Origin of the sequence: Saccharopolyspora sp. NPDC049426 (assembly GCF_040676935.1) — a bacterium.
In the GTDB taxonomy this organism is placed as follows: Bacteria; Actinomycetota; Actinomycetes; order Mycobacteriales; family Pseudonocardiaceae; genus Saccharopolyspora.
Genome location: NZ_JBFAPZ010000014.1, coordinates 59,964 through 85,374, shown reverse-complemented (window position 1 = coordinate 85,374; position 25,411 = coordinate 59,964). Strand labels below are relative to the sequence as shown.

The following is a 25,411-nucleotide window of genomic DNA, read 5'->3' as shown; positions in this document are numbered from 1 at the left end:
TTCCGGGAGATCAACGATCATGCGCAGCCGAGGTTACGCGGTTCGCGGGCGATTCTGCTGAGAACGCAGGTGAGCGGCCATGACTCGGCGCGCCTCGGTCGGGTCACCGGCTTCGATCGCGGCGAGCAGCCGCTCGTGGCGGGCGACCGCCCCGCGGTCTGCCTCCACCGGCAGCTCGGACAGCACCCGCATGAACGGTTCGAAGAGCAGCGGGACGAAGGCGTTGCCGGTGGCGCGCACGATCGCCTGGTGGAACGCGATGTGGGCGTTGGCGCGCGCTTCGGGGGTGCCGGCCTCGCGCATGTTCCGCAGCTGCTCGCGCAGGCGCCGCAGATCGGCGTCGGTGCGCTTGATCGCGGCGAGCTCGGCGATCCCGGACTCCAGCATCCGCCGCGCTTCGTGGATTCCGGCGACGACCTCGGGATCGGCACCGGGGGAGGTCGCGGCGCGGATCATCGGGTGAAGCGAGGTCCACTCGGCCGGTGGATTGACGTAGGTGCCGCGTCCGCGTTCGATGCGCACGACGTTCTGCACCCGCAGCGCCTTGACGGCCTCGCGCACGGTCAACCGGCTGATCGAGAACAGCTCGGCGAGCTCGGGTTCGGAGGGCAAGCAGGCGCCGGGCGGGTAGGTCCCATCGATGATCGACCCGAGAAGCTGTTCGGACAGCTCTTCCGGCAACGACACGCGGTCTCCGCCCGTTCGCGATCTGCACACCGCGAGAACCCGCGGTTCTCGCGCCGACAAGGTCAAGGTCCGCTCCCGTGTCCACAGTGGACGCGCGGGTGATCCGGATCCGGGGAGTGTACTGCACCAGTGAGCGTTGCCACACACCAACCGGTTGGTATGTGTGGTAGAGCTGGTAGATCGGGTCTCTGGAGGTGTCGCATGGATGAGTCGCGGTACGAGTGGATGGAGCCGGGGGCGTTCGAAGTGGCTCCGGGCGTGCACCGGATCCCGCTGCCGCTGCCCAACGACGGCCTCCGCGCGGTCAACGTCTACGCCATCGCTGACGGTGACTCGCTGACCCTCGTCGACGGCGGCTGGGCCCTGGAGGAGTCCCGCCAGCAGCTCGACGCCGCCCTCGCCCGGATCGGCGCCGGCGCGGGCGACATCACCCGCTTCCTGGTCACCCACGCGCACCGCGACCACTACACGCAGGCGCTCACCCTGCGCCGCGAGTTCGGCTCCGAGGTGATGCTCGGCGAGGGGGAGCGGCACACCGTCGACCGGCTGATGTCCCCGGACCACCGGTCCATGGACAGCCAGCTGGAACTGCTGGCCGAGCACGGCGCCAAACCGGTCCGCGACGCGCTGCTGGGCCTGCGCTCCGATGAGCCGCGCAACCACGTCTGGGAGAAGCCCGACACGTGGATCAACGCCGCCACCGACCTCGGACTGACCGACCGGCAGCTGCGCGCGCTGCCCACGCCCGGGCACACCCGCGGCCACCTGGTGTTCCTGGAGGAGCAGGCGGGGCTGATGTTCGCCGGTGATCACGTGCTGCCGCACATCACCCCGTCCATCGGCTTCGAGCAGGCGCCCACCGCGAGCCCGCTGCGGGACTACCTGGCCTCGTTGCGGCTGGTGCGCGGCCTGCCGGACATGCGACTGCTGCCCGCCCACGGTCCCGTCACCGACAGCGTCCACGACCGGGTCGACGAGCTGCTGGCCCACCACGACGCTCGGCTGGTGGCCACCGCCGCGGTCGTCGCGGCCGGAGCGAGCACGGCCTACGAGGCCGCTCGGGCGCTGACCTGGACCCGTCGCGAGCGCGCCTTCGACGACCTCGACGTGTTCAACCAGATGATGGCGGTGCTGGAAACCGCCGCGCACCTGGACGTCCTGGTGCTGCAGGACGAGCTCGGCGCGCAGCGCGTCGAAGGAGTTCTGCACTACTCGTAGTCTTCGGCGACGGAGCGTGATCACCGGGCGGTCATCGGCGGGCCGAAATCACCCGACTGCAGAGTAGGGGCGGCAGGCGATCGCGTGCGAGCCTGGATGAGCTCCACGGGCCGCGTGCGGCAGTTGAGGAGCGAGTACCTCGTTGGGGTCAAAGGGGACGTCACTAGGAGCTCGTCATGTTGAGCAAGCACGAGCGGGACATGCTCGCGGAGATCGAAGCGGCGCTGGAGTCCGCAGACCCTCAGCTCGCGGAGAAGTTCGAGCGGTTCGAAGGTGAGCGGAGTTGGGGCGTGATGCGCCGCGTCCTGGTGTTCACCGCGCTCACGCTGACCGCGATGCTGTCGCTGCTGTCCCTGGCCAGCGGCCTGGTGTGGACCTCGGCCGCGCTGGGCATGATCACGGCCGCCGGCGCGATCGCGGCGTGCTTCACCGGCCGCCGGCACCAGGAGACGTGACTCGTCAGTCGTGCATCGGGTGCGGCAGGGCCTGCAGCACCGTGTCGGCCTCGACGAAGGTGCCCTCGGGCAGCTCGTCGAGGCGGTCCATCTGCTCAGGACCGGCCCCGAGCTCCGCGCACTGCTGCACGATCTCCCGCTTGGTCGCCGGGAACCGGACGTGGCAGAGCACCTGCAGCATCTCCGCGCGATCGGCCAGAACCATGATTCCTCCGTTCAAGCAGTTCGCCCACCGCTTACCCGGGCCGAACGCGCGGAAACCTCAGGACGCCAGTTCGCGGGCCTTCTCGGCGATGGCCGTGGCGTCGATGCGGGCCTGGCCGAGCAGCTCCGCGGGCTGACCTGAACCGGGCATCTCGTGCACGGCGAGCGTGCGCACCTGCGCGGGGTGGTCGGTCAGCGCGCTGAGCACCGCTTCGCCGAGACCGCCTTCGGGCCAGTGGTCCTCGGCGATGACCAGCCCCGCCGTCTCGGTCGCGGCGCGCCGCAGCGTGCCGGAGTCGACGGGTTTGACCGAGTACAGGTCGATGACCCGGGCCTCGATTCCCTCGTGCGCCAGGACGTCCGCGGCCTTGACCGCCTCGTGCAGCGTGACCCCGGCGCCGACCAACGTCACGTCGTTGCCGTCGCGGAGCACCTTGGAGCCGCCGATCGGGAACTGCTCGCCGGGCGGGTAGATCACCGGCATCGCGCCGCGGCTGGTGCGCAGGTAGCTGATGCCGGGCAGATCCGCCATCGCCGTCACCAGCTGCACGGTCTGGTTGGCGTCGCACGGGTAGAGCACCGTGCTGCCGTGCACCGCGCGGAACGCGGCCAAGTCCTCCAGCGCCATCTGCGACGGGCCGTCCTCGCCGATCGCCACGCCGGCGTGCGAACCCATCAGCCGCAGATCGGCCCGGCTCACCGCGGCCATCCGGACGAAGTCGTAGGCGCGGGAGAGGAACGCCGCGAAGGTCGAGGCGAAAGCGCACCAACCGCGCACCTGCATGCCCACCGCTGCGGCGATCAGCTGCTGCTCGGCGATGTACATCTCGAAGTAGCGGTCCGGGTGGGCATCGCGGAAGAGCTCCGCGAAGGTCGAGTTCGACACCTCGCCGTCCAGCGCCACCACGTCCCCGCGCCGGTCGCCCAGCGCCGCCAGCGCCTGCCCGTAGGCCTTGCGGGTGGCCAGCTCGGTGCCCTGCTCGTAGGCGGGCAGTCCGCCGCTTCCGGTGTCGAACACGTGCGGCTTGGCGTCGGCGTCGGGCTTGGCGGGTGTGACCCTCAGGTCGCGCAGACCTCCGAGCTCGGCGATCGACTCCTCGGCGTGCGCCAGCGGTTTGCCGTGGAAACCGGGCTTGTCGGCGACCTCGGCGACCCCCTTGCCCTTCTGGGTGGCGGCCAGGATCGCGACCGGGCGGCCGTCGCCGTCCTCGGCCTGGGTCAGCGCTGATTCGATCTCGTCGAGGTCGTGCCCGTCGATCTCGATGGTGCGCCAACCCGCCGCCTGCGCTCGGGCGGAGTAGGAGGACAGGTCCCAGCCGTGCATGGTGGGTCCGGTCTGGCCGAGGCGGTTGACGTCGATGAGCGCGGTGAGGTTGTCGAGCTGCTCGTGCCCGGCGTGTTCCAGGGCTTCCCACACCGAGCCCTCGGCCATCTCGCTGTCACCGCAGAGCACCCACACCCGGTAGGGCAGCCGGTCCAGCCGCTTGCCGGCCAGCGCCAGGCCCACCCCGATGGGCAGGCCCTGGCCCAGCGAGCCGGTCGCCACGTCCACCCACGGCAGGACCGGGGTCGGGTGGCCTTCGAGCCGGCTGCCGAACTTGCGGAAGGTCAGCAGCTCGTCGTCCTCGATGGCGCCGACCGCTTTGAACGCGGCGTACTGCAGCGGCGAGGCGTGGCCCTTGGAGAAGATCAGGTGGTCGTTCGCCGGGTTGTCCGGACGGTCGAAATCCAGCCGCAGGTGTCCGTCGAGCAGCACCGCCAGCAGGTCGGCCGCCGACATCGACGAGGTGGGGTGCCCGGAACCGGCGGCCGTGCTGGCCCGAACCGAGTCCACCCGCAGCTGCTGCGCCAGTTCGGAGCGGAACATTGCCTGGTCCATGCCCCGGAAGGTGCCCGGGGTGCGGCCGTGCGAAACAAGGCCCAGGTCACCCTGCTCGCGCCGGAGCCGGTTCAGGAGCGCGGCGGAGCCGTCGTTTCAGGCGTGCGTCTCAGCCGGCACACCGTCCCCCGCGAGGTTTCCGCTACCGCACCGCCGAGCAGGGTGACCGCTCGGCGGTTCTCAGTCCAAGCCGCCGTTGCTCAGCCCGGACAGCAGGCGCTTGATGACCTCGGGGTCGACCTCGGCGGTCTCCTCGGTGTTCTGCGGTGCCATCGCGTTCTTCTTGCGGGAGCGGCGGGGGAGCGGGACGGAATCGGCCTTCACGCCGCTGGGCAGCGGCATCTCGCACCACACCAGGGTGCCGCCGGTGCGCAGCGCGGTCGCACCGCAGCGGCCTTCGGCGAAACCGGGCGCGAGCTGCGGGGGAACCGTGGCCTGCTCGTCCTGGACCTCGGCGACGAGGCTCTCACCGCTCAAGCGCAAGCGGACGGTGATGAAACCGGGGTTCTTCTGGTCGGCGGCGTCCACGGCCGCCGTCACCAGGGCGCCGGTGAGCTGCGTGGCGATGTCGGTCATCTCGCGCAGAGACCACTCGGCCAGGGAGAACCGCACGAACATCTCGGTGCAGTTCACCGCGCTCGGAAGCGCGATCAGTCGAAGGTCGTCGACTTGTGCGGTCTGAGTGTTCACCTGGTTGAGTTCCTCCGTCCGCCCCCACTGCGTCGATCACCCGGAAGCCGTATTTTGCCAACTCTACTGGGTGGCTTGTGCGCAGGGGCCCCTTTTGCTTTCGGCCTTGCCGTTCACCGATCGGCCCGGGATCGGCGGGCCGCCGCGAACATCGCAACCGCCGTCGACAGCCTTCTCCATCTGCGACGACGCACGATCTGGTGAAAAACGTACGTGACGAAAGCAGGTCGGGACCACCTCCGGACGTATCGGTTCCACAACGGGGAAGTACCGGACGGATGGCCTCTGTAATAACCGAGGGGATGAACGGCGATCGGGCGCCGCGCGTGTCGGAGCGGCCGCGCGTGTCGAGGCCGCTCCGACGACACCCGCGCGTCAGGCCAGGGCGTCGAGGCCCTCCGCGAACGCCTTGCCGATGAGGCCGATCTCGTCCTCGGTGATGATCAGCGGCGGCGAGACGGCCAGGGCCTTGCCCAGCGGGCGGACGATCACACCGAGCTCCCGGATCTTCTTCTGCAGCTTGGGCAGACCGCCCGCCTGCAGCGCCTCCGCGGTGAGCTCGACGGCTCCGAGCAGGCCGACACCACCGCGAACCTCGGCGACCGCCGGGTGGTCGGCGACGCTGCTGAGCGCCTCGTGCAGCGGCTGCTCCAGCTCGTCGGAGCGCGAGATCAGCTTCTCGCGCTCCAGGATGTCGAGGTTGGCCATGGCCGCTGCCGCGACCGTGGGGTGGCCCGAGTAGGTGGCGCCGTGGCGGAACACCCGGCCCGGCTCCTCCCAGAACGGCTCGGCGACGTGCTCGGCCACGACCACACCGCCCAGCGGCAGGTAACCACTGGTCACGCCCTTGGCGAAGGTGATCATGTCGGGCTGCAGGCCCCAGCGCTCGACGCCGAACCAGGTGCCCACCCGGCCGAAGCCGCAGATCACCGAGTCGGCGACGAAGAGGATCCCGTGCTCGGCGCAGATCTTGGCGATGGCCTCCAGGTAGCCCGGTTCCGGCGGGTAGAGACCGCCCGCGCCCATCACCGGCTCGGCGAAGAACGCCGCGATCTTCTCGGCGCCGATGCGCTCGATGGCCTCGCGCAGGCCTTCGGCGTCGTCGTGCGCGACGCGGCCGGTCTCTGGAACCAGCTGACCGAACCCGGTCTGGTTGGCCTCGATGCCGCCGATGCTGGTGCCCAGGCCGTTGGTGCCGTGGTAGGCGTTGCCCCGGCTGAGGATGTGGGTGCGCTGCGGCTGCCCGCGCTGCGCCCAGTACTGCCGCGCGAGCTTCGCGGCGGTGTCGATGGCCTCACCGCCACCGGTGGTCAGGAAGATCTTGGCGCCCGGCATCGGGGCGAGTTCGGACAGCCGCGTGGCCAGCGCCTCGGCGGGCGGGTTGGTGTAGTCGTTGAAGACGAAGTAGGACTCCAGCTCCCGCATCTGCGCGGCGGCGGCCTCGGCGATCTCGGTGCGGCCGTGCCCGACGTTGGCGTACCAGAGGCTCGCGGTGCCGTCGAGGTAGCGGCGTCCGGAGTCGTCGTAGATCCAGACTCCCTCGGCCTTGGTGACGCAGAAGCTGCTGCTCTTGACCTCGAACATGTCCGCGAACGGGTGCCACAGCGCGGTCTGGCTTGATGACATGAATCCTCCTTCGTAGTTCATCCGACAGCTTCGTCTTCCGGACACCTCGATGGCCAGAGCTGCGCAACGGGGAGTTCGGCTCCCGGTGTCCGCCAGATGAGATCAGGCGACCGTTCGTTGACACCGCGAGCGCACCGCCAAGACGATGGGATCCGTGACCACTCCGAGACTCAGCAGGCGGATGCACGTCGACTTGCGGCGCGTGACGGCTCAGGGCTGTCGCTCCTGACGAAACCACGAAGTCAGGGGTGACGCCGCATCCGGCCGAACCCGGTAACGGTCCGCAGCGGACCAGATTCAGGGAGCAGCTCGTGTCCACCGTCCTGGTCATTTCCGGAAGCCCGTCGCGCACTTCGAAGACGGAGAAGATCGGCGAGCACATCGCGCAGCGGCTGGCCGCGGCTGGGCGCACCACCGAACACCTCCGGGTTCGGACCCTGCCCGCCGAGGCGCTGCTGAGCGCCGACGTCTCCGACCCGGCCATCTCCTCGGCGGTCGAGCAGGTGGCGGCGGCCGACGGCATCGTGCTGGCCACGCCCACCTACAAGGCCGCCTACTCGGGTCTGCTGAAGTCGTTCCTGGACCTGCTGCCGCAGTTCGGCTTCGCGGGCAAGGCCGTGCTGCCGCTGGCCACCGGCGGCAGCGTCGCGCACGTGCTGGCCATCGACTACGCGCTGCGCCCGGTGGTCCACTCGCTGGGCGCCCGGCACGCGGTGCAGAGCTTCTTCCTGCTCGACAAGCACCTCTCGCTGGTCGATGAGGAGCTCGCCGTGCACGACGACAGCGCAGGGCCGCTGGCCGACGTCATCGAGCAGTTCAGCAAGGCGCTCGACGGCATCCCGCACGCCACGGTGCTGGGGCGCTCGGCCTAGAGCGGACCGTCGATCCACCGCTGGATCAGCGGTGCTGTGAGGGCCACGAGCTCTTCGGTGGGCTCGGCGCTGATCGCCTGGGTGCGCAGCACCAGGCGCGCGGCGCCGAGCCCCATCAGGTGGCTGCACACCAGCTCGGCGCGCAGTCGCGCCCGGGGCCCGTCGAGCCGATCGGCGAGCCGGGTGACCAGCTGGGACTCGAAGTTGTCGCGGAAGCGGCCGCCCGCCGGGCGCGACGAGGTGAACACCGCGCGCACGAGAGGATCGCCCTGGGTGCGATCGTGGTAGTCCAGCAGCGTGCGCACCAGGTGCTCGCCGAGGTGCGGCAGCTCGCAGTCCAGCAGCCGCTCGGCGTCGTGCTCGAAACCCGAGGCCTGCGCGAACAGCTCTTCCTTGCTGCCGAAGTACTTGACCACCAGCGCGGCGCTGACGTCGGCGTCCGCGGCGATGTCGCGCAACGTCACGTCGGCGTAACCGCAGGAGGAGAAGCGCCGCCTCGCCATCTTCAGGATGGTTTCCCGCGTGGCGCACGCATCGCGGCGCTGCTCCTCGATCGACCCCGTGGTGGGCATGCACCTCAGGCTAGCGCGAGCCCCCCACCGCGAAGGCCACCCGATGGGTAACAGCCTCGTACCGAGGTGGTGCCGGGGTCGCCGCGGCGATCAGCGCGGCCACCAGACCCGCGCCGCCGGCGACCACGAACACCCAGGAGTAGGCGTTGATCGACGGGTAGGTCCCGCCGGCCACGTGCACCAGGGAACCGGTGGTCAGCGCGACCACGATCGCGCTGCACCCGGAGGTGCCGATCGACCGGGCGAGGCTGTTGAGCGCGTTGGCGGCGGCGGTCTCGGTGGTGGGCACCGAACGCATGATCAGCGCGGGCAGCGCGCCGTAGGCCAGGGCACCACCGATCGAGGAGATCGTCAGGTTCACCACCACGACCGACAGCGGGTCGTGCAGCATCGAACCGCCGAGGTTGCCCAGCGCCAGCACGCAGGCCCCGAGGATGAGCGTGGTGCGCGGACCGTAGCGGCGGGAGATCCGGGCCGATACGGGGGAGAACAGGCCCATCGCAGCACCGATCGGCAGCAGGACCAGGCCCGCGACCACCAGCGACAGGCCGTATCCGTAGCCGGTCTCCGGAGGGGCCTGCAGCAGCTGCGAACCGACCAGGAAGCCGGTGAACATCGCGATGCCCACCAGCACGGACGCGATGTTGGTCAGCAGCACGGTCGGCCGGGCCGACACCCGCAGGTCCACCAGCGGAGCGGCGGTCCGCAGCTCGTAGGCGCCCCACAGCAGCAGGACGACGACCGCGCCGGCGAGCAGGCCGAGCACCAGGGCGCTAGACCAGCCCCACTCGTTGCCCTTGGAGATGGCCAGCAGCAGGCAGGTCAGCGCAGCCGAGAGCCCCAGCGCGCCGACGAAGTCGAACTTCCCGCCCGTGCGCAGGGTCGATTCGGGCACCACCCGCAGGATGAGGGCGATCTCGACGAGGGCGAAGACCATCGCCCCGGCGAACAGCCAGTGCCAGCTGAGCTCCTGGGCGACCACGCCGGTGATGGGAAGCCCGACCGCACCGCCGATGCCCAGCGTCGCGCTCATCAGCGCCACTCCGGAGCCCACGCGCTCCTCGGGCAGCTCGTCGCGCATGATGCTGATGCCCAGCGGCACCACGCCGACTGCCGCGCCCTGCAGCACGCGGCCGACCAGCACCGCGGTGAAGTCGTCGCTGACCGCTCCGATCGCGCTGCCCACCGCCATCGTGGCCAGGGATAACAGCAGCATCCGGCGCTTGCCGTACATGTCGCCCAGTCGTCCGGTGACCGGCGCGCAGACCGCGCCGGCGACGAGCGGGGCGGTGACCAGCCAGCCCGCGTTGGCGGCCGTGGTGCCGAGCAGGTGGGGGAACTCGGGGAGGAGTGGGACGACCAGGGTCTGCATCAGCGATACCGCGATCCCGCACGAGGCGAGCACGAGGATGACCACTTTCGAACTGCGCGTTGCGGACGAAGCGGACCCGGCGACGCTCATCAGACTCCTCACTCCCAGCGTGAACTCGTGTTCACCACATGAGTAAACCTGTGTTCACCACTGGATGCAAGGCGCCGTATGTCCGATTTTGCGTGGTAGTCACGAAATTTCACCCACTTGAAGTCCACAGTGGACACCTAACGCAGCGCCTCTCGGTCGAGCCCTGAGGGCTCCAGGTTGTAAACCTCAGGTTCACACTGATACTGTGAACCGATGGTTTACAGGAAGGAGGAGTCATGTCGGCGCAGGAAGCGGCTCGGCTCGTCGAGCACTTGGCCGCGGAGGCGAGCGTGGAGGTCCACGATCCCGGCCCCAAGGGCTCCGACGTGGGCGATGAGCAGCAGCGACGGGCGGCATCGCTCGCGCGGTTGCAGGCGGCGCTGGCCACCGAAGAGCTCGTGGCCGAGGCCGCGGCTCAGCAGACCGAGGCGGCGTCGGCCGAGAGCGTGTGGCTGGGCGCGAGCCTCGCCGACCTGAGCGCGGTGACCGGCAGGACCCGGCAGGCCGCGCGCAAGAGGTGGCCGGAGCTGGGATCGATCCACCGGCGCCGCAAGTGGCTCGGCAACCACGTCGATGACATCGCCCACATGGCGGGTCTGCTCGCCGCGCACGCCGAGGACCTGGCTCCGAGCTGGGGCCGGGGTGAGTTCATGAAGCACGCGCGGCTGCTGCGCGAAGGGCTCGACCGGTGCACCGAGGACTTCACCGAGGACGCGACAGTCGGCGGCGACCCGGCGCGACGCTGGCGGGACCTCGACGCGCTCGTCGGCACCACGATGCGCCGGATCATCGAGACCGCAGGCGAGCCCGCCACGCCCGAAGCGGGCTTCGCCCTGCACGGCGCCACCGGCGTCCTCGGCTACTACGACCACGCCACGGCCGCCGACCGCGACTGATGCGGCGGCCGTGGCCGGGTCAGAGCCGGGGGAGGACGGCGGCGTGCTGAGTCGCTCGCTCGAACGCGTGGGCGATCTCCAGCAGCCGTCGTTCGCCGCGGTGCGGGGCCACCAGCTGGAGGCCGACCGGGAGGCCCTGCGGGGTGAACCCGGCCGGGACCGAGATCGCGGGGCAGCCGGTGGCCGAGATCCAGTACGCCGAGCGCATCCAGTCGAGGTAGGACGGCATGGTCACGCCACCGATCTCGGTGGGGAACTCCAGGTCGATGTCGAACGGCGGCACCTGGCTCACCGGGAGCGCGAGCACGTCGAAGCGGCCGAAGAACGCGCGGACCCGGTGGTAGAGCTCGGTGTGGAGCCGTTCGGCGCGCCCCACGTCGACACCGGTCAGCGCTCGTCCTGCGTCGATGTTGTCGCGCAGGCTCGGCTTGATCCGGTCCGGGTGGGCGTCGCGGAGCTCGCCGAGGGCCAGCTCGAACTGCCAGGCCCGCAACGTCCGGAAGACCTCGTCGGCGCCGGTCAGGTCGGGCGCGGCCTCCTGCACGACGCCGCCGATGTCGGTGAGCACCTGCGCGGCCGGTTCCAGCACCGCGCGCACCTGCGGGTCCACCACCAGCTCGCCGCCGAGGTCCATCGAGAACGCCACCCGCAGCCCGGCCAGGTCGGTCTCCAGGGAGCCCTGGAACACCGAGCCGGGCTCGCTGATCGCGATCGGGCTGCGGTCGTCGGGCCCGGCGATCGCCGAGAGCATCAGCGCCACGTCGGAGACGGTGCGCGCCATCGGGCCCTGCACCGACAGCGTCGACCACGCCGCGAGGTCCGGCCACGTCGGCACCCGGCCCGGTGCCGGCCGCAGGCCCACGACGTTGCAGAACGACGCCGGGTTGCGCAGCGAGCCGCCCATGTCGCTGCCGTCGGCCAGCGGCTGCATCCGGCAGGCCAGCGAGGCCGCCGCGCCACCGCTGCTGCCGCCCGCCGAGCGGTCGAGCGCGTAGGGGTTGGCAGTGGTGCCGAAGACCGGGTTGAAGGTGTGCGAACCGGCTGCGAACTCGGGCACGTTCGTCTTGCCCATCGCGATCGTGCCCGCGGCCTTGAGCCGTTCCACGACGAGCTCGTCGCGGTCCGGGACGTGATCGGCCAGCAGCGGTGAGCCGTAGGTCGTGCGGAGGCCCGCGGTGTCGTGGGTGTCCTTGTGCGCGATCGGCAACCCGTGCAGCGGACCGACCGGAGCGCCGGAGGCCAGCCGCTCGTCGGCGGAGGCGGCAGCGGCCAGCGCCCGTTCGGGCTCCAGCGAGACCAGGGCGTTGACCTTCGGGTTCAGCAGCTCGATGCGGTCCAGGTGGGCCTGCATCACCTCGCGCGCCGAGACCTCCCGCGCCCGGATCAGCGCGGACAGGTCGGTGGCGGTGCGGTGGCAGAGCGATTCCGGCACGTCTGGCTCCTCCTCGGCGTGGTTCGCCACGCAAGATAGCCGCCCGGACGTGCCGGCTGGATCAGCCCAGGTCGAGGTCGACGACCACCGGGGCGTGATCGGAGGTGCCCTTGCCCTTGCGCGCGTTGCGATCGACGTAGGAGTCGGTGACCGCGCTGGTGAACGCCTCGTTGCCGTAGGCGAGGTCGATGCGCATGCCCTGGTTGTTCGGGAACCGCAGCGCCCGGTAGTCCCAGTAGGTGAACGGCACGTCGTACTTCAGCGCCCGCGGGTACACCTCGGTCAGGCCGGACTCGGTCAGCGCGGTGAGCGCCTTGCGCTCCTCCGGGGTGACGTGGGTGCTGCCCTCGAAGGCGGCGATGTCCCACACGTCCTCGTCGTGGGGGGCGATGTTGAAGTCGCCCAGCACCGCCCACGGGCGGTCGGCGGCCAGCTCCTCGACCGCGGTGGCGCGCAGCGCGTCCAGCCAGCGCAGCTTGTAGTCGTAGTGGGCGTGCCCGACCTCGCGTCCGTTGGGCACGTAGACCGACCAGACGCGGACCCCGCCGCAGGTCGCGGCGACCGCGCGGGGTTCGGGCGCCTCGAACAGGGAGCCGTCGGACTGGAAGCCGGGCTGGTCGAGCAGCCCTCGGCGGACGTCGGTCAAGCCGACGCGGGAGAGCACGGCGACGCCGTTCCAGCGGCCGGTCCCGTGCGCGGCGATCTCGTAGCCGAGTTCACCGACCTCGTCGAACGGGAAGGCGTCCTCGGCGCACTTGAGCTCTTGCAGGCACAGCACGTCCGGCTCGGCCGTGCCGAGCCAGTCCAGCAGCTTGGGCAGCCGGGCTCCTACCGAGTTGACGTTCCACGTGGCGATCCGCATGGCGGCAGCTTGGCACAGCCCTCTGACGGCCGGACCGGCTAGGGGGCGACGTTCTGCTCGCCGGCGTATTGGTAGCGCCACACGCCGTCGGCGCGTTGGTCACGCCGGTTGTAGCAGGCGTAGGGCGAGCAGGGGTCTTCTCCGTCGCGGGGCGAGGGGAAGGCGAACTCGCCCATGGGTAAGTCCGCGTCGACGGCGGGGATGATGAACGATCGGCCGTCCTCCGGGCCGCCGATGAGCTCTGCGCGCACGTGCTGCTCCATCGAGATCTCCTTGCTCGGCGTTCGCCGCAACTCGCTTACAGCCAATAGGAACAAAAAGAACGGCCGCCGGTTCCCGTTGTCACCCGAATGTTTTAACGGCGTGCTGCGAACGCTGCTCACGTCCAGGTGAATAGGGGTCCCGATGCCTGGGTACTGCACTGCCATGCCGCGAAACGACACGCAGGACCGCACCGGACCGTCCAACCCGGACAAGGTCCTCTACCCGCAGGACTCCTTCAAGAAGCAGGACGTGTTCGACTACTACCGGGCGGTGTCGGGTCAGCTGATCGCGCACGCGCGGGACAAGCCGGTGACGCTGCGCCGGTTCCCGGACGGGATCGGGGCGGAGGGCTTCTTCCAGAAGGAGGCGTCGAGGCACTTCCCCGACCGGATCCCGCGCGCTTCGGTTCCGCAGCGCAGCGGCGAGCCTCCGGTGCACCACGTGCTCGTCGACGACGAGGAGACGCTGCTCTACCTCGCCGACCAGGCGTGCCTGGAACTCCACATCGCACTGTCCACAGTGGAGGACCTGGAACGTCCGGTGCTCGCGGTGCTCGACCTCGACCCGCCGGAGGACGTCGGCATCGCCGCGCTGCGGGAGGTGGTGCGCACGATGTGCCGGTGCTTCGCCGACGAGGGGTTCGCTCCGCACGTGCAGGCCACCGGCGGCAAGGGATTCCACGTCGCGGCACCGCTGGACGGGGACCGCGGGTTCGACGAGGTCCGCTCCCAGGTGCGCGAGATGGCAGAGCGCGCGGCGCGCGACGATCCGCAGCGGCTGACCACCGAGCAGCGCAAGAACAAGCGCGGCGACCGGATCTTCCTGGACACCAACCGCAACGCCTACGGCCAGACCATGATCGCCCCGTACTCGCTGCGGGCACGCCCCGGAGCACCGGCGGCAACCCCGCTCGACCTCGACGAGCTCGGCCGGGCGAACCCGCGCTCGTACGGGTTGAGCAACATGGCCCGCCGCCTCGCCCAGAAAACCGACCCGTGGCGCGACCTGCACTGAGCGGTCGTGCATGGGTCGGTGCGGGTTCGGGTAAGCGAGGTGGACGCACGACGTTGGAGGGATCGTGGACGCCGACATCACCCTGTTCGTGGACGGCACCGAGCACCGGCTCACCGTGGACACCCGCACGACCGTGCTCGACGCTCTGCGCGAACGACTCGGGATCACCAGCACGAAGAAGGGCTGCGACCACGGCCAGTGCGGCGCCTGCACCGTGCTGCTGGAGGACCGGCGGGTCAACAGCTGCCTGATGCCCGCCGTGGCGCACGACGGCGCTCACCTGCGCACCGCCGACGGGCTCGGTGAGCCGCACCCGGTCCAGCGCGAGTTCATCCGGCACGACGCCTTCCAGTGCGGCTACTGCACGCCGGGCCAGGTCGTCTCCGCGGTCGGTGCGATCGACGAGCTGGAGGCCGGCGAACCCAGCGCGGTCACGGCGGAGGGCGCGGACCTCGCCGGTGAGATCCGGGAGCGGATGAGCGGCAACATCTGCCGCTGCGGCGCCTACGCCAACATCGTCCGTGCCGTCGGCGAGGTGGTGACCCGATGAGACCTTTTCACTACGAGCGCGCCAGCGACGTGGACTCGGCCGTGAGCGTGCTCGCCGAGACGCCCGGAGCCGAGTACCTGGCCGGTGGCACCAACCTCGTGGACCTGATGAAGCTGGAGGTCGCCGCGCCGGAGGTCCTCGTCGACGTGCGGAGGTTGACCTCCGACCGGATCGAGGACCGCGCCGGCACGTTGCGCATCGGTGCCTCGGTCACCAACAGCGGGCTCGCCGCGGATCCGCTGGTGCGGCAGCGCTTCCCGGTGCTGTCCCAGTCAGTGCTGGCGGGCGCCTCCCCGCAGCTGCGCAACCTCGCCACCACCGGCGGAAACCTGTTGCAACGCACCCGCTGCGGCTACTTCCAGGACGTCACCACGCCGTGCAACAAGCGCGAACCCGGCAGCGGCTGCTCGGCGCGCGAGGGCTTCCACCGCGAGCACGCGATCCTGGGCGCCTCCCGCGAATGCGTGGCCACCCACCCCTCGGACATGGCGGTCGCGTTGGCCGCGCTCGACGCCGTGGTCAACACGGTCGGCCCCGGCGGAAGTCGCCGCATCGACCTGGTGGACCTGCACCGCTTGCCCGGTGACGAACCGCAGCGCGACACCGTGCTCGAGCACGGCGAGCTCATCACCTCGGTGGACGTGCCGCCGCTGGACTTCGCGGTGACCTCCCGCTACCGCAAGGCCCGCGACCGCACCTCGTTCGCGTTCGCGCTGGTCTCGGTGGCGGCCGCCCTCGACGTCGCCGACGGGGCGGTCCGCGACGTGCGGCTCGCCCTCGGTGGGGTCGCGCACAAGCCCTGGCGGGCCACGCACGCCGAGCAGGTGCTGCGCGGCGTGCCCGCGACCGCTGAGCATTTCCGCCGTGCCGCCGACGCCGAGCTGGAGGCGGCGGATCCGTTGCCCGGGAACGATTTCAAGGTGGATCTGGTGCGCAACATGATCACCGGAGCGCTCGCTGACCTGGCGGGGGTGGCGAGATGAGCACCGCCACCCGAATCCTCGGAGCCCCACTCGACCGCCTCGAAGGGGAGGCGAAGGTCCGCGGCCGCGCGCTCTACGCAGCCGAGCACCCGGTCGACAAACCCGTGTACGCCCACCTCGTGCAGTCGCAGATCGCGCGCGGGCGCATCACCACCATCGACGCGACCGCGGCCCTGGACGAGACCGGCGTGCTCGACGTGGTCACCCACCGCAACGCTCCCGAACTGGCCTCCACCGATGACGCCGAGCTCGCGGTCCTGCAAACACCGCAGGTCGGCTACCGGGGGCAGCCGATCGCCGTGGTGCTCGCCGAGTCCTCCGAAATCGCACGCGCCGCAGCGAGTCTCGTGCGAGTCGAGTACGAGCAGGACGAGCGCGATGTGGACCTCGACGCCGACCGCGACGACCTCGTGCCGACCGACGACGACGTCGATCAGGGCGAGCTCGACGCCGCGCTCGCCGGGTCGGCGATGGCGCACGACGCGGTCTACACCGTGCCGCAGGAGCACCACGTCGCGATGGAACCGCACGCCACCACCGCTGCGTGGTCCGAAGGCGAGCTCACCGTCTACGACGCCACGCAGGGCGTGCACTGGGTGCGCGACGCGCTCACCGAGCTCTTCGGCGTCGACGCCGAGAACGTGCACGTCCTCGCACCGCACGTCGGCGGTGGGTTCGGGTCCAAGGGGCCCGCGCACGCGCACCTGGTGGCCGCCGTCCTGGCGGCCCAGCGCGTCGAGCCGCGCCCGGTGAAGCTGGTGCTCACCCGGCAGCAGGTCTTCCCGATCGTCGGGCACCGCGCCGCCACGATCCAGCGCGTGCGGCTCGGCGCCGACTCCAGCGGACGCCTCACCGCCATCGGCCACGACGTGATCGCTCAGGACGCCCGCCTCAAGAGCTTCCCCGAACTGGCCGGAAAACCCACGCGCACGATGTACGCCGCACCGAACCGCCGGATCACCCACCGGCTGGCGCAGCTGGACCTGCCGGTGCCGACGTGGATGCGGGCACCGGGAGAGTGCCCCGGGATGTACGCGCTGGAAACGGCGATGGACGAGATGGCCATCGCCTGCGGGCTGGACCCCATCGAGTTCCGCATCCGCAACGAACCCGAGGCGGACCCGGACACGGGGCTGCCGTACTCCAGCCGGAACCTGGTCGCCTGCCTGCGCGAAGGTGCCCGCAGGTTCGGATGGGCCGACCGCGATCCGGTTCCGGGCGCGCGCCGCGACGGCGAGTGGCTGGTGGGCACCGGTGTCGCCGCCTCCACCTATCCGGTCAACTCGCAGCCCGGCACCCAGGCCACCATCCAGGCCCGGCCCGACGGCCGGTACCGGGTGCTGATCGGTGCGGTCGACATCGGCACCGGCGCCTGGACCGCGTTGACCCAGCTCGCCGCCGACGCCCTCCGCGCCGACGTCGATCAGGTCGTGCTCAGCATCGGCGACACCGACCTGCCCTGGGCCTCCGGGGCGGGCGGTTCGACCGGGATCACCTGCTGGGGCTCGGCGATCGTCGACGCCGCGCGCAGGCTGCGCATGGAGCTGCCCGACGGCGAGCCGGTGCCCGAGGAAGGTGTCGAGGTGACTGGTCGGATGCCCCACAACCCGCATCAGGGCACCTACGCGATGCACAGCTTCGGGGCTCAATTCGCCGAGGTGCGGGTGAACGTCGATACCGGCGAGGTGAGGGTGCCGCGCATGCTCGGCATCTTCGCCGTCGGCCGCATCGTCAACGCCAAGACCGGCGCCTCGCAGCTCATGGGAGGCATGACGATGGGCCTGTCGATGGCCCTGCACGAGGAGGCACACGTCGATCCGCGCTACGGGCACGTGATCAACCGGGACATGGCGCAGTACCACGTCGCGGCCTGCGCCGACGTCGGAGACGTCGAGGTCGACTGGATCGACGAGGACGATCCTTACGTCAACCCGATGGGCACCAAGGGCATCGGCGAGATCGGCATCTGCGGCACTGCGGCCGCCGTCGACAACGCCGTGCACCACGCCACGGGAATCCGCGTCCGGGACCTGCCCATCACGCCGGACAAGCTCGTCGGGCGCCTCTAGGAGGAATTGCGTTGCTCGGCGGTGCCAGTGGCAGTTCGGTGATCGCCCCGGCCGTCAGCTCTTCTTCAGCTCCTCGGCGAACATCACGAGGATGCCGCTGGGGCCGCGGACGTAGGTGAGCTTGTAGACGTCCTCATAGGTCGCCACGCCGCGAAGCGGATGGCATCCGTGCTTCGCGGCTGTCGCGAGGGCTTCGTCGATGTCGTCGACCGAGAAGGCGATGCGGTGCATGCCGATCTCGTGGGGACGAGTGGGCGCCGTCTCGATCGCTTCCGGGTGGATGTACTCGAACAGCTCGACGTGCCCGCCGTCCGGTGTCTCGAGCATGGCGACGTTGGCGTGGTTGCCGTCGAGGCCGACAGCGGTGTCGGTCCACTCGCCGCTGACCGTGGTGCGGCCGACGACCGTGAGTCCGAGATCGGTGAAGAAGGAGATCGTCGCTTCGAGATCGCGCACGGCGATGCCGACGTTCTCGAACTTGATGGCCATGCCTCGGATGGTACCGAGCCGGTCCGACAGGCTCCGGTGACGAACCGGGATTCGACTGAACGGGTTCGCGGGTCCTCAGTCGCGCGCCTCGTCCAGGGCCATGTCGGTGACGGTGCGCAGCGGCAGGCCGAGGGCCTTCGCCGCGGCCGCGACGTCGTCGTGCTCGGGTTTGCTGCGGTGCGGACCGTGCTTGACGCGGATCTGATGCCCCCGCACGGAAACGGTCGTGGTGCGGCGGGGGAGCGCGGTGCGCTGGACCTCGTGCCGACGGGTGCCGAGCGTGCCGGTCTCCGCCAGCACGATCCCGGTCAGCGCCGCCTCGACACCGGGGGCGCACAGCACGTGCAGCACGTGGGCCGGGCGGGACTTCTTCATCGTCACCGGGCTCGTCCACGCGTCGGCGGCCCCGGCGTCGAGCAGCCGTTCGACCACGTGGCCCAGGGATTCGCCGGTGACGTCGTCGACGTTGCACTCCACCACGACCATCGTCTGCGCCTCCGAGGGGGAGGACCCCAGCGAAGCCGACAGGACGTTCGGGCGTTGCGGGAAGCGCTTGGTCCCGGCCCCGTAGGCGGTGGCGCCGAGCGTCATCGCTGGGGGAGGGGTGAAGCGGGTGCCCATGGCCGAGACCAGGGCCGCGCCCGTCGGGGTGACCGTTTCCCCGGCGAGGTCCGCGCCGACCACCGCCGCGCCTTCCAGCAGGCGCAACGTCGCCGGAGTGGGTGCGGGGAGCACTCCGTGCGCGCAGCGGACCGTGCCCGAGCCCAGCGCGATCGGAGCGGAATGCACTGCGGTGACCGACAGTTCGTGCAACGCCGCCGCCACCCCGACGGTGTCCACGATGGTGTCCAGCCCGCCGACCTCGTGCAGGTGCACCTCCGCCGGATCGCGGTCGTGCAGCCGGCCCTCCACCCGCGCGATCGCTTCGAGGGCGAAAACCGCCATCCGCGCCACGGGTTCCGGCCGCGCGCGGGAGGCGAGCTCGATCAGGTCCGCCGCGTGCCGCTCGGGCACGTCGTCGTCGGCGGAAACGACCGCCTTGGTCGCCGCGATCCCGTCCACCTGGACCTGCTCGGTGTCCAGGGACCACCCCCGCAGGCCGGTGGACTCGATCGCCGCCCGCACCTCCTCCAGCGGGGCGCCGAGTCCGAGCAGCGCGCCCAGCAGCATGTCGCCGGAGAGCCCGGTCGCGGGGTTGAGCCAGAGGATCATCGCCGGGCCACCGCGGCCAGCCGGTGCGCGGCCATCGCGGCGGAGAACCCCGAGTCGATGTTGACCACCGTCAACCCGGCCGCGCACGAGGTGAGCATCGCCAGCAGCGCCGTCACGCCCTCCAGCGCGGCGCCGTACCCGGTCGAGGTCGGCACCGCGATCACCGGGCACGACACCAGACCGCCGACGGCGCTGGCCAGGGCGCCCTCCATGCCCGCCACCACGACCACCGCGTCGGCCTGCTTGAGGTCCTCGCTCGCGGCGAGCAGCCGGTGGATGCCGGCCACACCGATGTCGCGGACCACGTGGGTGCGCAGGCCGATCGCGGAGGCGACCGCGTCCGCCTCCGCCGCGACCGGCCAGTCCGATGTGCCCGCCGTGGCCACGCACAACCGGAAGTCCCGCTGTTCCGCCGGTCGCCACACCAGCAGCCGCGCTGTCTCGTCGTAGTCGCCGCCGGGCACCCGCACCGCCGCCGCGACCTCGGGCTCCACCCTGGTGACCAGGACCGGGCCGGTGCTGCGGGCCAGCAGCTCGGTCACGATGCCGGTGATCTCCTCCGGCCGCTTGCCGGGCCCGTAGACCACCTCCGGAAGCCCCTGGCGGGATTCCCGGTCGGTGTCGACCCTGGCGTAGCCGAGATCGCTGAAGCCGGTCATGACGCCGTCCGGGTGGGCAGCAGCGGAAGCAGCACGTTCATCCGGCCGCTGGAGAAACCGGCCATGTCCAGCGCGCAGAACTCGAAGCCCGCCTCCCGGCCCGCGGCGTCGAGCTCGGAGTGGTGCGCTGCCGCGCGGTCGATGTCCTCGGCGGGCACCTCCAGGCGCGCCACCGTGCCCTGACCGTGCGCGCGGACCCGGCACACCGGGAACCCCAGGGCGTGCACGGCTTCCTCCGCCCGCTCGATGCGGGCCAGCACCTCCGGGGTGACCGGATCGCCGTAGGCGACGCGGGAGGCCAGGCACGCTGCCGCCGGTTTGTCCGCAGTGGACAGACCCAGCTCGGCGCTGGCCTCGCGGACGTCGGCCTTGGTGAGCCCGGCGTCGACCATCGGCGCGATCGCGCCGCGCTGCGCCGCCGCGCGCTGACCCGGCCGGTGATCTCCCAGATCGTCCACATTGGTGCCCAGCGCGATGCTCGCGCCCATCGTCGCCGCCAGCGGCTCCACCGCGTCGAACAGCGCGGACTTGCAGTGGTAGCAGCGGTTCCCGTCGTTGGCGGCGTACTCGGGCCGGTCGGCCTCGTCGGTGCAGACCTCGACGTGGGCGAGGCCGTTCTCGCGGGCGAAGCGCTTGGCCCGCTTGCGCTCCTCGGCGGCCAGGCTCGGGGACACGGCGGTGACCGCGAGCATCCGCGCTCCCAGCTCCTGGTGCGCCACCACGGCCAGCAGCGCCGAGTCCACGCCGCCGGAGAACGCCACGACCAGGGAATCCTCGGTTCTGACGCGCGCCCGCAGGCGGTCCAATCCGGTCACGACGCACTCCTCACGCACGCTCGCTCACAGCCATGTGGTCCGACCAGACTCTAACTCCAACGAGCGACGCATCCCATGCCGTCGAAGGAGATCTTTCCGGTGGTCAACGAGCCTTTTGGTGGCTCGTTCGGGGTGCTAGTGCGGACGCGCCCGCATGTCCCTCGACCGAGTGGTGCTCCCCAGCTCGGCGGCCGGATCGACCTACCTTCCGAGGGGAACGTGCCGACGGGAGGAGACTGCGGTGACCGACAACGACGCCGCCCAGCAGATCGCGGCCGGATACAGCTCCGGCGGAGCCGCCGTCGACCTCGGGGCGGTGGTCATCGACAACGAGGCGGACGCCGCGGCCCAGGTGCGCATCCCGCTGGCCACGCTCAACCGGCACGGCCTGGTCGCAGGAGCGACCGGCACCGGAAAGACCAAAACGCTGCAGCTGCTCGCCGAACAGCTCTCCGACGCCGGGGTGCCCGTCGTGCTCGCCGACATCAAGGGCGACCTGTCCGGGCTCGCCCAGCCCGGCGAGGGCGGCGAGAAGCTCACCGCGCGTGCCCAGGACGTCGGCGACGACTGGGAAGCCGCGTCCTACCCGGTGCAGTTCCTCTCGCTGGGCACCGGCGGCCGCGGGGTGCCGATCCGGGCGTCGATCACCAGCTTCGGGCCGGTGCTGCTGGCCAAGGTGCTCGGGCTCAACGCCACCCAGGAATCCACCCTCGGGCTGATCTTCCACTGGGCCGATCAGCGCGGACTCGCGCTGCTGGACACCAAGGACCTGCGGTCGGTCATCCAGTACCTGACCAGCGACGAGGGCAAGCAAGACCTCAAGGGCATCGGTGGTGTCTCGGCCGCCAGCGCGGGGGTGATCCTGCGGGCCCTGTCGAACCTGGAGGCCCAGGGCGGGGACGAGTTCTTCGGCGAACCCGAGCTGGAAGTGGCCGACCTGCTCCGGCAGTCCGAGGGCAAGGGCGTGGTCAACCTGCTCGAGCTCGACGACGTGCAGACCAACCCGGTGCTGTTCTCCACGTTCCTGATGTGGTTGCTGGCCGAGCTCTTCGAGGAGATGCCCGAAGCCGGTGACCTGGACCGGCCGAAGCTGGTGTTCTTCTTCGACGAAGCGCACCTGCTTTTCAACGACGCCTCCAAGGCGTTCCTCGACCGCATCGAGCAGACCGTGAAGCTCATCCGCTCCAAGGGAGTCGGCGTCTTCTTCTGCACCCAGCTGCCCACCGACCTGCCCAACCCGGTGCTCTCGCAGCTGGGCGCCCGCGTCCAGCACGCGATCCGCGCCTTCACCCCCGAGGACCAGAAGGCGCTGTCCAAGACCGTCAAGACCTACCCGACCACCGAGCACTACCGGCTCGACGAGGCGCTGACCAGCCTCGGCATCGGGGAGGCGATCGTGACCGTGCTGTCGGAGACCGGAGCTCCGACACCGGTGGCCTGGACGCGGCTGCGCCCACCGCGCTCGCTGATGGGCACCATCGGCGAGGACGCGGTCCGCACCTCCGCCCAGTCCTCCGACCTGCACGCCAAGTACTCCGAGACGATCGATCGCGAGTCCGCCTACGAGAAGCTCGCCCAGAAGGTCGCCGAGCCGGCCGCTCCGGAAGGGCAGGTCCCGCAGCAGAAGGGTGCGCGCGAGGAAGCGGGGATGTTCCAGAAGGCGATGGAGAACCCCGCCGTGCGCTCGTTCTTCCGCTCCGCCGCCAGCGCCGTCGGTCGCGAGGTCACCCGCGGGCTTTTCGGCAACAGGAGGCGCTGACCGACCCCCTTCACTCGATCAGGTATGGTCTGCCCGACTTATCCACGCGGGAGCTCGGGCGGATCGGGCTGAGAGGGTGGCACGCAGCGCGCCACCGACCGCAGAACCTGTCCGGATAATGCCGGCGTAGGGAGCTGTCGATGGCGCTTGACGTCGAACGGTCCGAAGTTCCGAACACCCTGGACGAACCGGCCCCCAGAACGCTGGGCGTGCTCGACCAAGGAGCCTTCTGGGGCAACCTCGGCGTGAGCCTGCTCGGCTTCAGCGGTGCGCTCGCGGTGCTCGCGCCCGCCGGGGTGCCGCAGCTGTCCTTCGCGGCTGCGGTGACGGCCACCGTCGTCGGGACCGTGCTGGGCAGCCTGATGGTCGGCATCGCGGCCATCCCCGGTGCCCGCACGGGCGCACCGGCGATGATGCTGCTGCGCGGCCTGTTCGGCACCCGGCTGTCCTACGTGCCGACCGTGCTCAACATCCTCCAGCTGGTCGGCTGGGGGACCTTCGAACTGCTGGTGATCGCCCAGGGAACCGAGGCGCTGTTCGGTGGCGGACCGCAGTGGCTGTACGTGCTCATCGCCGGGGCCCTCACCACCGCGCTGACCTTGCGCCCCCTGGGCGCGCTGCGGTTGCTGCGCCGCTACGTGAGCATCGCGGTGCTCATCGCGATGGTCTACTTCTTCGTGCAGCTCCTGCGCCAGCCGTTGCCGCCGATGAACGACGGGTCCTGGGAGGGGTTCTGGCCGGGCGCCGACGCGGCGCTGGCCGTCGCGGTGTCCTGGCTGCCGGTCGCCTCGGACTACTCGCGGCACTCGCGGTCGGCGAGCGGCGCGTTCACCGCGGCGACCGTCGGCTACTCGGTCACCCAGATCGCCTGCTACCTGCTCGGTCTGCTCGGTCTGGCGCTGGTCGGGTTCGACGGGGACAAGGCGTTCGACCCGCTGCTGGCGGCGCCGCTGGGCGTCCTGTTCTTCGCGGTGCTGGTGCTGCGCGAGGTCGACCAGTCCTTCGCCGACACCTATTCGACCGCGGTGTCCATCCAGAACCTGCGTCCCAGCACGGATCGGCGGCTGCTGAGCCTGATCGTCGGTGTGGTCAGCACACTGGCCGCGCTGACGATGGACATCGAGCAGTTCTCCAACTTCCTGCTGCTGATCGGATCGGTGTTCGTGCCGATGTTCGGCGTGCTGGCGGTGGACTACTTCTACAACGCCCGCAACCGCGAGTGGGACGTCTCGGCGCAGGCCCCCTCCCGCTGGGGGATGCTGATCGCCTGGCTGCTGGGCTTCGCGACCTTCCAGCTGATCAACCCCGGCGAACTGGGCTGGTGGACCGAGTTGTGGACCGGCGCCCGCGAGGCCATCGGCTTCACCGTTCCGACCTGGATGAGCGCGGCCCTGACCTCGTTCGTCATCTCCGCGGTGGCCGCGGGCATCATCGGCCTGCTCGCCCGCAGCCGCCGGAAGGCCTCCTGAAAGCTGTTGAGGAATTGCTTCGCGTAGCGGTGCGGGTAGCAGAACCTGCGGCGGTGCTGGTTGAGTCCCGCACATGAAACAGCGGCTCCGCCGCATTCCTGAACAGCTCTTGGACCGGGTGGTTCGCGTCGAGGCGAACCACCCGGTGACCGGGGACGGCTCCAGCCAGGAGGGGCGGCGGTGGTGGCTGGAGCCGTCGTTTCCGGGCGCCGGGATTCAGTGGTCCCGGCGCGTCACCAGGTGGGCCAGTGCGGTGAGCGCTTCCGCCGCGTCCTCCTCCGGCTCCGCTCTGCGGAGATCAGTCAACGCCGCGGCGAGCAGTTCATCGGCCTGGGCCTGGCTCCACGCCCGCCCGCCGGCGAGCGTGACGAGCTCGGCGGCCTGGGCGAGCTCGCCGCTGACCAGCGGCTGCTCCCGGTAGTAGAGGGACGCCAGCCGCTGGCCCGCGCTGGAGCCCGAGGTCAGCGCGGAGACCACCGGCAACGTCTTCTTGCGGGTGCGCAGATCGGAGAACACCGGTTTGCCGGTCATCGCCGGATCGCCCCAGATCCCCAGCAGATCGTCGATGTGCTGGAACGCCAGTCCCAGCTTCTCGCCGAAGCTGCGCATCCTGGTGATCTGCTCCGGTGAGCCGCCGCCGTGCAGCGCGCCGAGCGCGCACGCGCACCCCAGCAGGGCACCCGTCTTGTCACGGGCCATCCGCTGGCACGCGGCGACGTCCACGTCGGCGCGCGTCTCGAACTCCAGGTCCGAGTTCTGCCCGTCGATGAGAGCGAGCGTCGCGCTGCTGAGCATCCGCACCGCGCTCGCCGCCTCCGGGTGCTGCGACGAGGCGAGCACATCGGCCGCCAGGGTGAGCAACGCGTCCCCGGCCAGGATCGCGGTGGCGTTGCCGAACACCGTCCACGCCGTCGGTCGATGTCGGCGCGTGACGTCGCCGTCCATCACGTCGTCGTGCAGCAACGAGAAGTTGTGCACCAATTCCACGGCCACCGCGGCGGGCACCGCGTCGGCCGGATCGCCACCGACGGCCGAGGCGCCGAGCAGCACCAAGGTCGGCCGCATCGCCTTGCCGCGGTCGGCGCGCACCGGGTTTCCGCGCTCGTCGAGCCACCCCAGGTGGTAGCCGGCGACCTGGCGCATCCGGTCCGAAAGCCGATCCACCGCCGCTCGCAGCGCCGGCTCGACCATGGTTCGGCTGCTGGTCAGCGCCTCGAAGGCCTGACCGGCACGGTTCTCGTCCTGCTCCAACGTCGTCATCGCGGGTTCCCTT

The 25,411-nt window shown here is 70.7% G+C and carries 25 protein-coding genes and 1 riboswitch; of the genes, 10 read left to right on the top strand and 15 right to left on the bottom strand.

What is annotated here, in order from left to right; genetic code table 11:
• Nucleotides 1–33: 33 nt before the first annotated feature.
• Nucleotides 34–687 carry a FadR/GntR family transcriptional regulator gene (locus AB0J78_RS26960; protein WP_363793709.1) on the bottom strand — a complete coding sequence of 218 codons (654 nt, stop codon included), beginning with the start codon at nucleotides 685–687 and terminating at the stop codon, nucleotides 34–36.
• 201 nt (nucleotides 688–888) lie between these two features.
• Between AB0J78_RS26960 and AB0J78_RS26955 the strand changes: the two genes are divergently transcribed.
• Together AB0J78_RS26955 and AB0J78_RS26950 are read left to right on the top strand one after the other, a co-directional pair.
• Nucleotides 889–1,905, top strand: coding sequence for an MBL fold metallo-hydrolase (locus tag AB0J78_RS26955; protein WP_363793707.1), 1,017 nt, complete (start codon nucleotides 889–891; stop codon nucleotides 1,903–1,905).
• A gap of 176 nt (nucleotides 1,906–2,081) precedes the next feature.
• On the top strand, nucleotides 2,082–2,360 hold the full coding sequence (locus AB0J78_RS26950) for a DUF3040 domain-containing protein (protein ID WP_363793705.1): 279 nt from the start codon (nucleotides 2,082–2,084) through the stop codon (nucleotides 2,358–2,360).
• A gap of 4 nt (nucleotides 2,361–2,364) precedes the next feature.
• On the opposite strand, the gene AB0J78_RS26945 is transcribed toward AB0J78_RS26950, so the two are convergent.
• The 4 genes from AB0J78_RS26945 to AB0J78_RS26930 all read right to left on the bottom strand — a co-directional run bounded on the left by AB0J78_RS26945 (nucleotide 2,365) and on the right by AB0J78_RS26930 (nucleotide 6,759).
• Nucleotides 2,365–2,565: a DUF2795 domain-containing protein gene (locus AB0J78_RS26945; RefSeq protein WP_363793703.1), complete on the bottom strand. Its 201-nt coding sequence runs from the start codon at nucleotides 2,563–2,565 to the stop codon at nucleotides 2,365–2,367.
• 57 nt (nucleotides 2,566–2,622) lie between these two features.
• The gene (locus tag AB0J78_RS26940) at nucleotides 2,623–4,443 is read right to left on the bottom strand and encodes a transketolase (protein ID WP_363793701.1); all 1,821 of its coding nucleotides are present in this window, start codon (nucleotides 4,441–4,443) and stop codon (nucleotides 2,623–2,625) included.
• Nucleotides 4,444–4,623: 180 nt separating this feature from the next.
• A complete protein-coding gene (locus tag AB0J78_RS26935) occupies nucleotides 4,624–5,133 on the bottom strand; it encodes an ATP-binding protein (RefSeq protein ID WP_363793699.1) in 510 nt (169 codons plus the stop codon).
• Between the two features lie 375 nt (nucleotides 5,134–5,508).
• Nucleotides 5,509–6,759 carry an aspartate aminotransferase family protein gene (locus AB0J78_RS26930; protein WP_363793697.1) on the bottom strand — a complete coding sequence of 417 codons (1,251 nt, stop codon included), beginning with the start codon at nucleotides 6,757–6,759 and terminating at the stop codon, nucleotides 5,509–5,511.
• 311 nt (nucleotides 6,760–7,070) lie between these two features.
• Here AB0J78_RS26930 and ssuE point away from each other — a divergent pair, with 311 nt between their 5' ends.
• On the top strand, nucleotides 7,071–7,631 hold the full coding sequence (gene ssuE / locus AB0J78_RS26925; protein ID WP_363793695.1) for an NADPH-dependent FMN reductase: 561 nt from the start codon (nucleotides 7,071–7,073) through the stop codon (nucleotides 7,629–7,631).
• Here ssuE and AB0J78_RS26920 read toward each other — a convergent pair.
• Complete coding sequence (locus AB0J78_RS26920) at nucleotides 7,628–8,203, bottom strand: TetR family transcriptional regulator (protein WP_363793693.1); 576 nt, start codon at nucleotides 8,201–8,203, stop codon at nucleotides 7,628–7,630. The two genes, ssuE and AB0J78_RS26920, sit on opposite strands and share 4 nt — an antisense overlap.
• Nucleotides 8,204–8,213: 10 nt before the next feature.
• Nucleotides 8,214–9,665, bottom strand: a complete 1,452-nt coding sequence (locus AB0J78_RS26915; RefSeq protein WP_363793691.1) for an MFS transporter — start codon at nucleotides 9,663–9,665, stop codon at nucleotides 8,214–8,216.
• A gap of 236 nt (nucleotides 9,666–9,901) precedes the next feature.
• Here AB0J78_RS26915 and AB0J78_RS26910 point away from each other — a divergent pair, with 236 nt between their 5' ends.
• On the top strand, nucleotides 9,902–10,561 hold the full coding sequence (locus AB0J78_RS26910) for a hypothetical protein (RefSeq protein ID WP_363793689.1): 660 nt from the start codon (nucleotides 9,902–9,904) through the stop codon (nucleotides 10,559–10,561).
• A 19-nt stretch (nucleotides 10,562–10,580) separates the two neighbouring features.
• Here AB0J78_RS26910 and AB0J78_RS26905 read toward each other — a convergent pair whose 3' ends face one another.
• The 3 genes from AB0J78_RS26905 to AB0J78_RS26895 form a co-directional block, all read right to left on the bottom strand.
• Nucleotides 10,581–11,993 carry an amidase gene (locus AB0J78_RS26905; protein ID WP_363793687.1) on the bottom strand — a complete coding sequence of 471 codons (1,413 nt, stop codon included), beginning with the start codon at nucleotides 11,991–11,993 and terminating at the stop codon, nucleotides 10,581–10,583.
• A 61-nt stretch (nucleotides 11,994–12,054) separates the two neighbouring features.
• The gene (locus tag AB0J78_RS26900; RefSeq protein ID WP_363793685.1) at nucleotides 12,055–12,855 is read right to left on the bottom strand and encodes an exodeoxyribonuclease III; all 801 of its coding nucleotides are present in this window, start codon (nucleotides 12,853–12,855) and stop codon (nucleotides 12,055–12,057) included.
• A gap of 38 nt (nucleotides 12,856–12,893) precedes the next feature.
• Nucleotides 12,894–13,118, bottom strand: coding sequence for a hypothetical protein (locus AB0J78_RS26895; protein ID WP_363793683.1), 225 nt, complete (start codon nucleotides 13,116–13,118; stop codon nucleotides 12,894–12,896).
• A 163-nt stretch (nucleotides 13,119–13,281) separates the two neighbouring features.
• Here AB0J78_RS26895 and ligD point away from each other — a divergent pair, with 163 nt between their 5' ends.
• The 4 genes from ligD to AB0J78_RS26875 all read left to right on the top strand — a co-directional run bounded on the left by ligD (nucleotide 13,282) and on the right by AB0J78_RS26875 (nucleotide 17,735).
• Complete coding sequence (ligD, locus tag AB0J78_RS26890) at nucleotides 13,282–14,133, top strand: non-homologous end-joining DNA ligase (protein WP_363793681.1); 852 nt, start codon at nucleotides 13,282–13,284, stop codon at nucleotides 14,131–14,133.
• A 64-nt stretch (nucleotides 14,134–14,197) separates the two neighbouring features.
• Complete coding sequence (locus AB0J78_RS26885; protein WP_363793679.1) at nucleotides 14,198–14,683, top strand: 2Fe-2S iron-sulfur cluster-binding protein; 486 nt, start codon at nucleotides 14,198–14,200, stop codon at nucleotides 14,681–14,683.
• Nucleotides 14,680–15,666, top strand: coding sequence for a xanthine dehydrogenase family protein subunit M (locus AB0J78_RS26880; RefSeq protein ID WP_363793677.1), 987 nt, complete (start codon nucleotides 14,680–14,682; stop codon nucleotides 15,664–15,666). The genes AB0J78_RS26885 and AB0J78_RS26880 overlap by 4 nt, the downstream gene beginning before the upstream one ends.
• Nucleotides 15,663–17,735, top strand: coding sequence for a xanthine dehydrogenase family protein molybdopterin-binding subunit (locus AB0J78_RS26875; RefSeq protein WP_363793675.1), 2,073 nt, complete (start codon nucleotides 15,663–15,665; stop codon nucleotides 17,733–17,735). The genes AB0J78_RS26880 and AB0J78_RS26875 overlap by 4 nt, the downstream gene beginning before the upstream one ends.
• A 54-nt stretch (nucleotides 17,736–17,789) precedes the next feature.
• Here AB0J78_RS26875 and AB0J78_RS26870 read toward each other — a convergent pair whose 3' ends face one another.
• The 4 genes from AB0J78_RS26870 to larE form a co-directional block, all read right to left on the bottom strand.
• Nucleotides 17,790–18,224: a VOC family protein gene (locus AB0J78_RS26870; RefSeq protein ID WP_363793673.1), complete on the bottom strand. Its 435-nt coding sequence runs from the start codon at nucleotides 18,222–18,224 to the stop codon at nucleotides 17,790–17,792.
• Between the two features lie 75 nt (nucleotides 18,225–18,299).
• Complete coding sequence (larC, locus tag AB0J78_RS26865; RefSeq protein ID WP_363793671.1) at nucleotides 18,300–19,436, bottom strand: nickel pincer cofactor biosynthesis protein LarC; 1,137 nt, start codon at nucleotides 19,434–19,436, stop codon at nucleotides 18,300–18,302.
• Entirely contained in the window at nucleotides 19,433–20,095 is a 663-nt protein-coding gene (gene larB, locus AB0J78_RS26860; RefSeq protein ID WP_363793669.1) for a nickel pincer cofactor biosynthesis protein LarB, read from the bottom strand. The genes larC and larB overlap by 4 nt, the downstream gene beginning before the upstream one ends.
• Entirely contained in the window at nucleotides 20,092–20,910 is an 819-nt protein-coding gene (gene larE, locus AB0J78_RS26855; RefSeq protein WP_363793667.1) for an ATP-dependent sacrificial sulfur transferase LarE, read from the bottom strand. Before larE ends, larB begins: the two co-directional genes overlap by 4 nt.
• 241 nt (nucleotides 20,911–21,151) lie before the next feature.
• On the opposite strand from larE, the gene AB0J78_RS26850 reads away from it, so the two are divergent.
• Together AB0J78_RS26850 and AB0J78_RS26845 are read left to right on the top strand one after the other, a co-directional pair.
• Nucleotides 21,152–22,669 (top strand): helicase HerA-like domain-containing protein, encoded by a 1,518-nt coding sequence (locus AB0J78_RS26850; RefSeq protein WP_363793665.1) that lies wholly within the window; start codon nucleotides 21,152–21,154, stop codon nucleotides 22,667–22,669.
• 36 nt (nucleotides 22,670–22,705) lie between these two features.
• Nucleotides 22,706–22,819, top strand: a riboswitch (TPP riboswitch).
• The gene (locus tag AB0J78_RS26845; protein ID WP_363793663.1) at nucleotides 22,810–24,138 is read left to right on the top strand and encodes a cytosine permease; all 1,329 of its coding nucleotides are present in this window, start codon (nucleotides 22,810–22,812) and stop codon (nucleotides 24,136–24,138) included. Its footprint overlaps the riboswitch before it by 10 nt.
• A 216-nt stretch (nucleotides 24,139–24,354) precedes the next feature.
• Here AB0J78_RS26845 and AB0J78_RS26840 read toward each other — a convergent pair whose 3' ends face one another.
• Nucleotides 24,355–25,398 carry a family 2 encapsulin nanocompartment cargo protein polyprenyl transferase gene (locus AB0J78_RS26840; protein ID WP_363793661.1) on the bottom strand — a complete coding sequence of 348 codons (1,044 nt, stop codon included), beginning with the start codon at nucleotides 25,396–25,398 and terminating at the stop codon, nucleotides 24,355–24,357.
• Nucleotides 25,399–25,411: the final 13 nt, after the last annotated feature.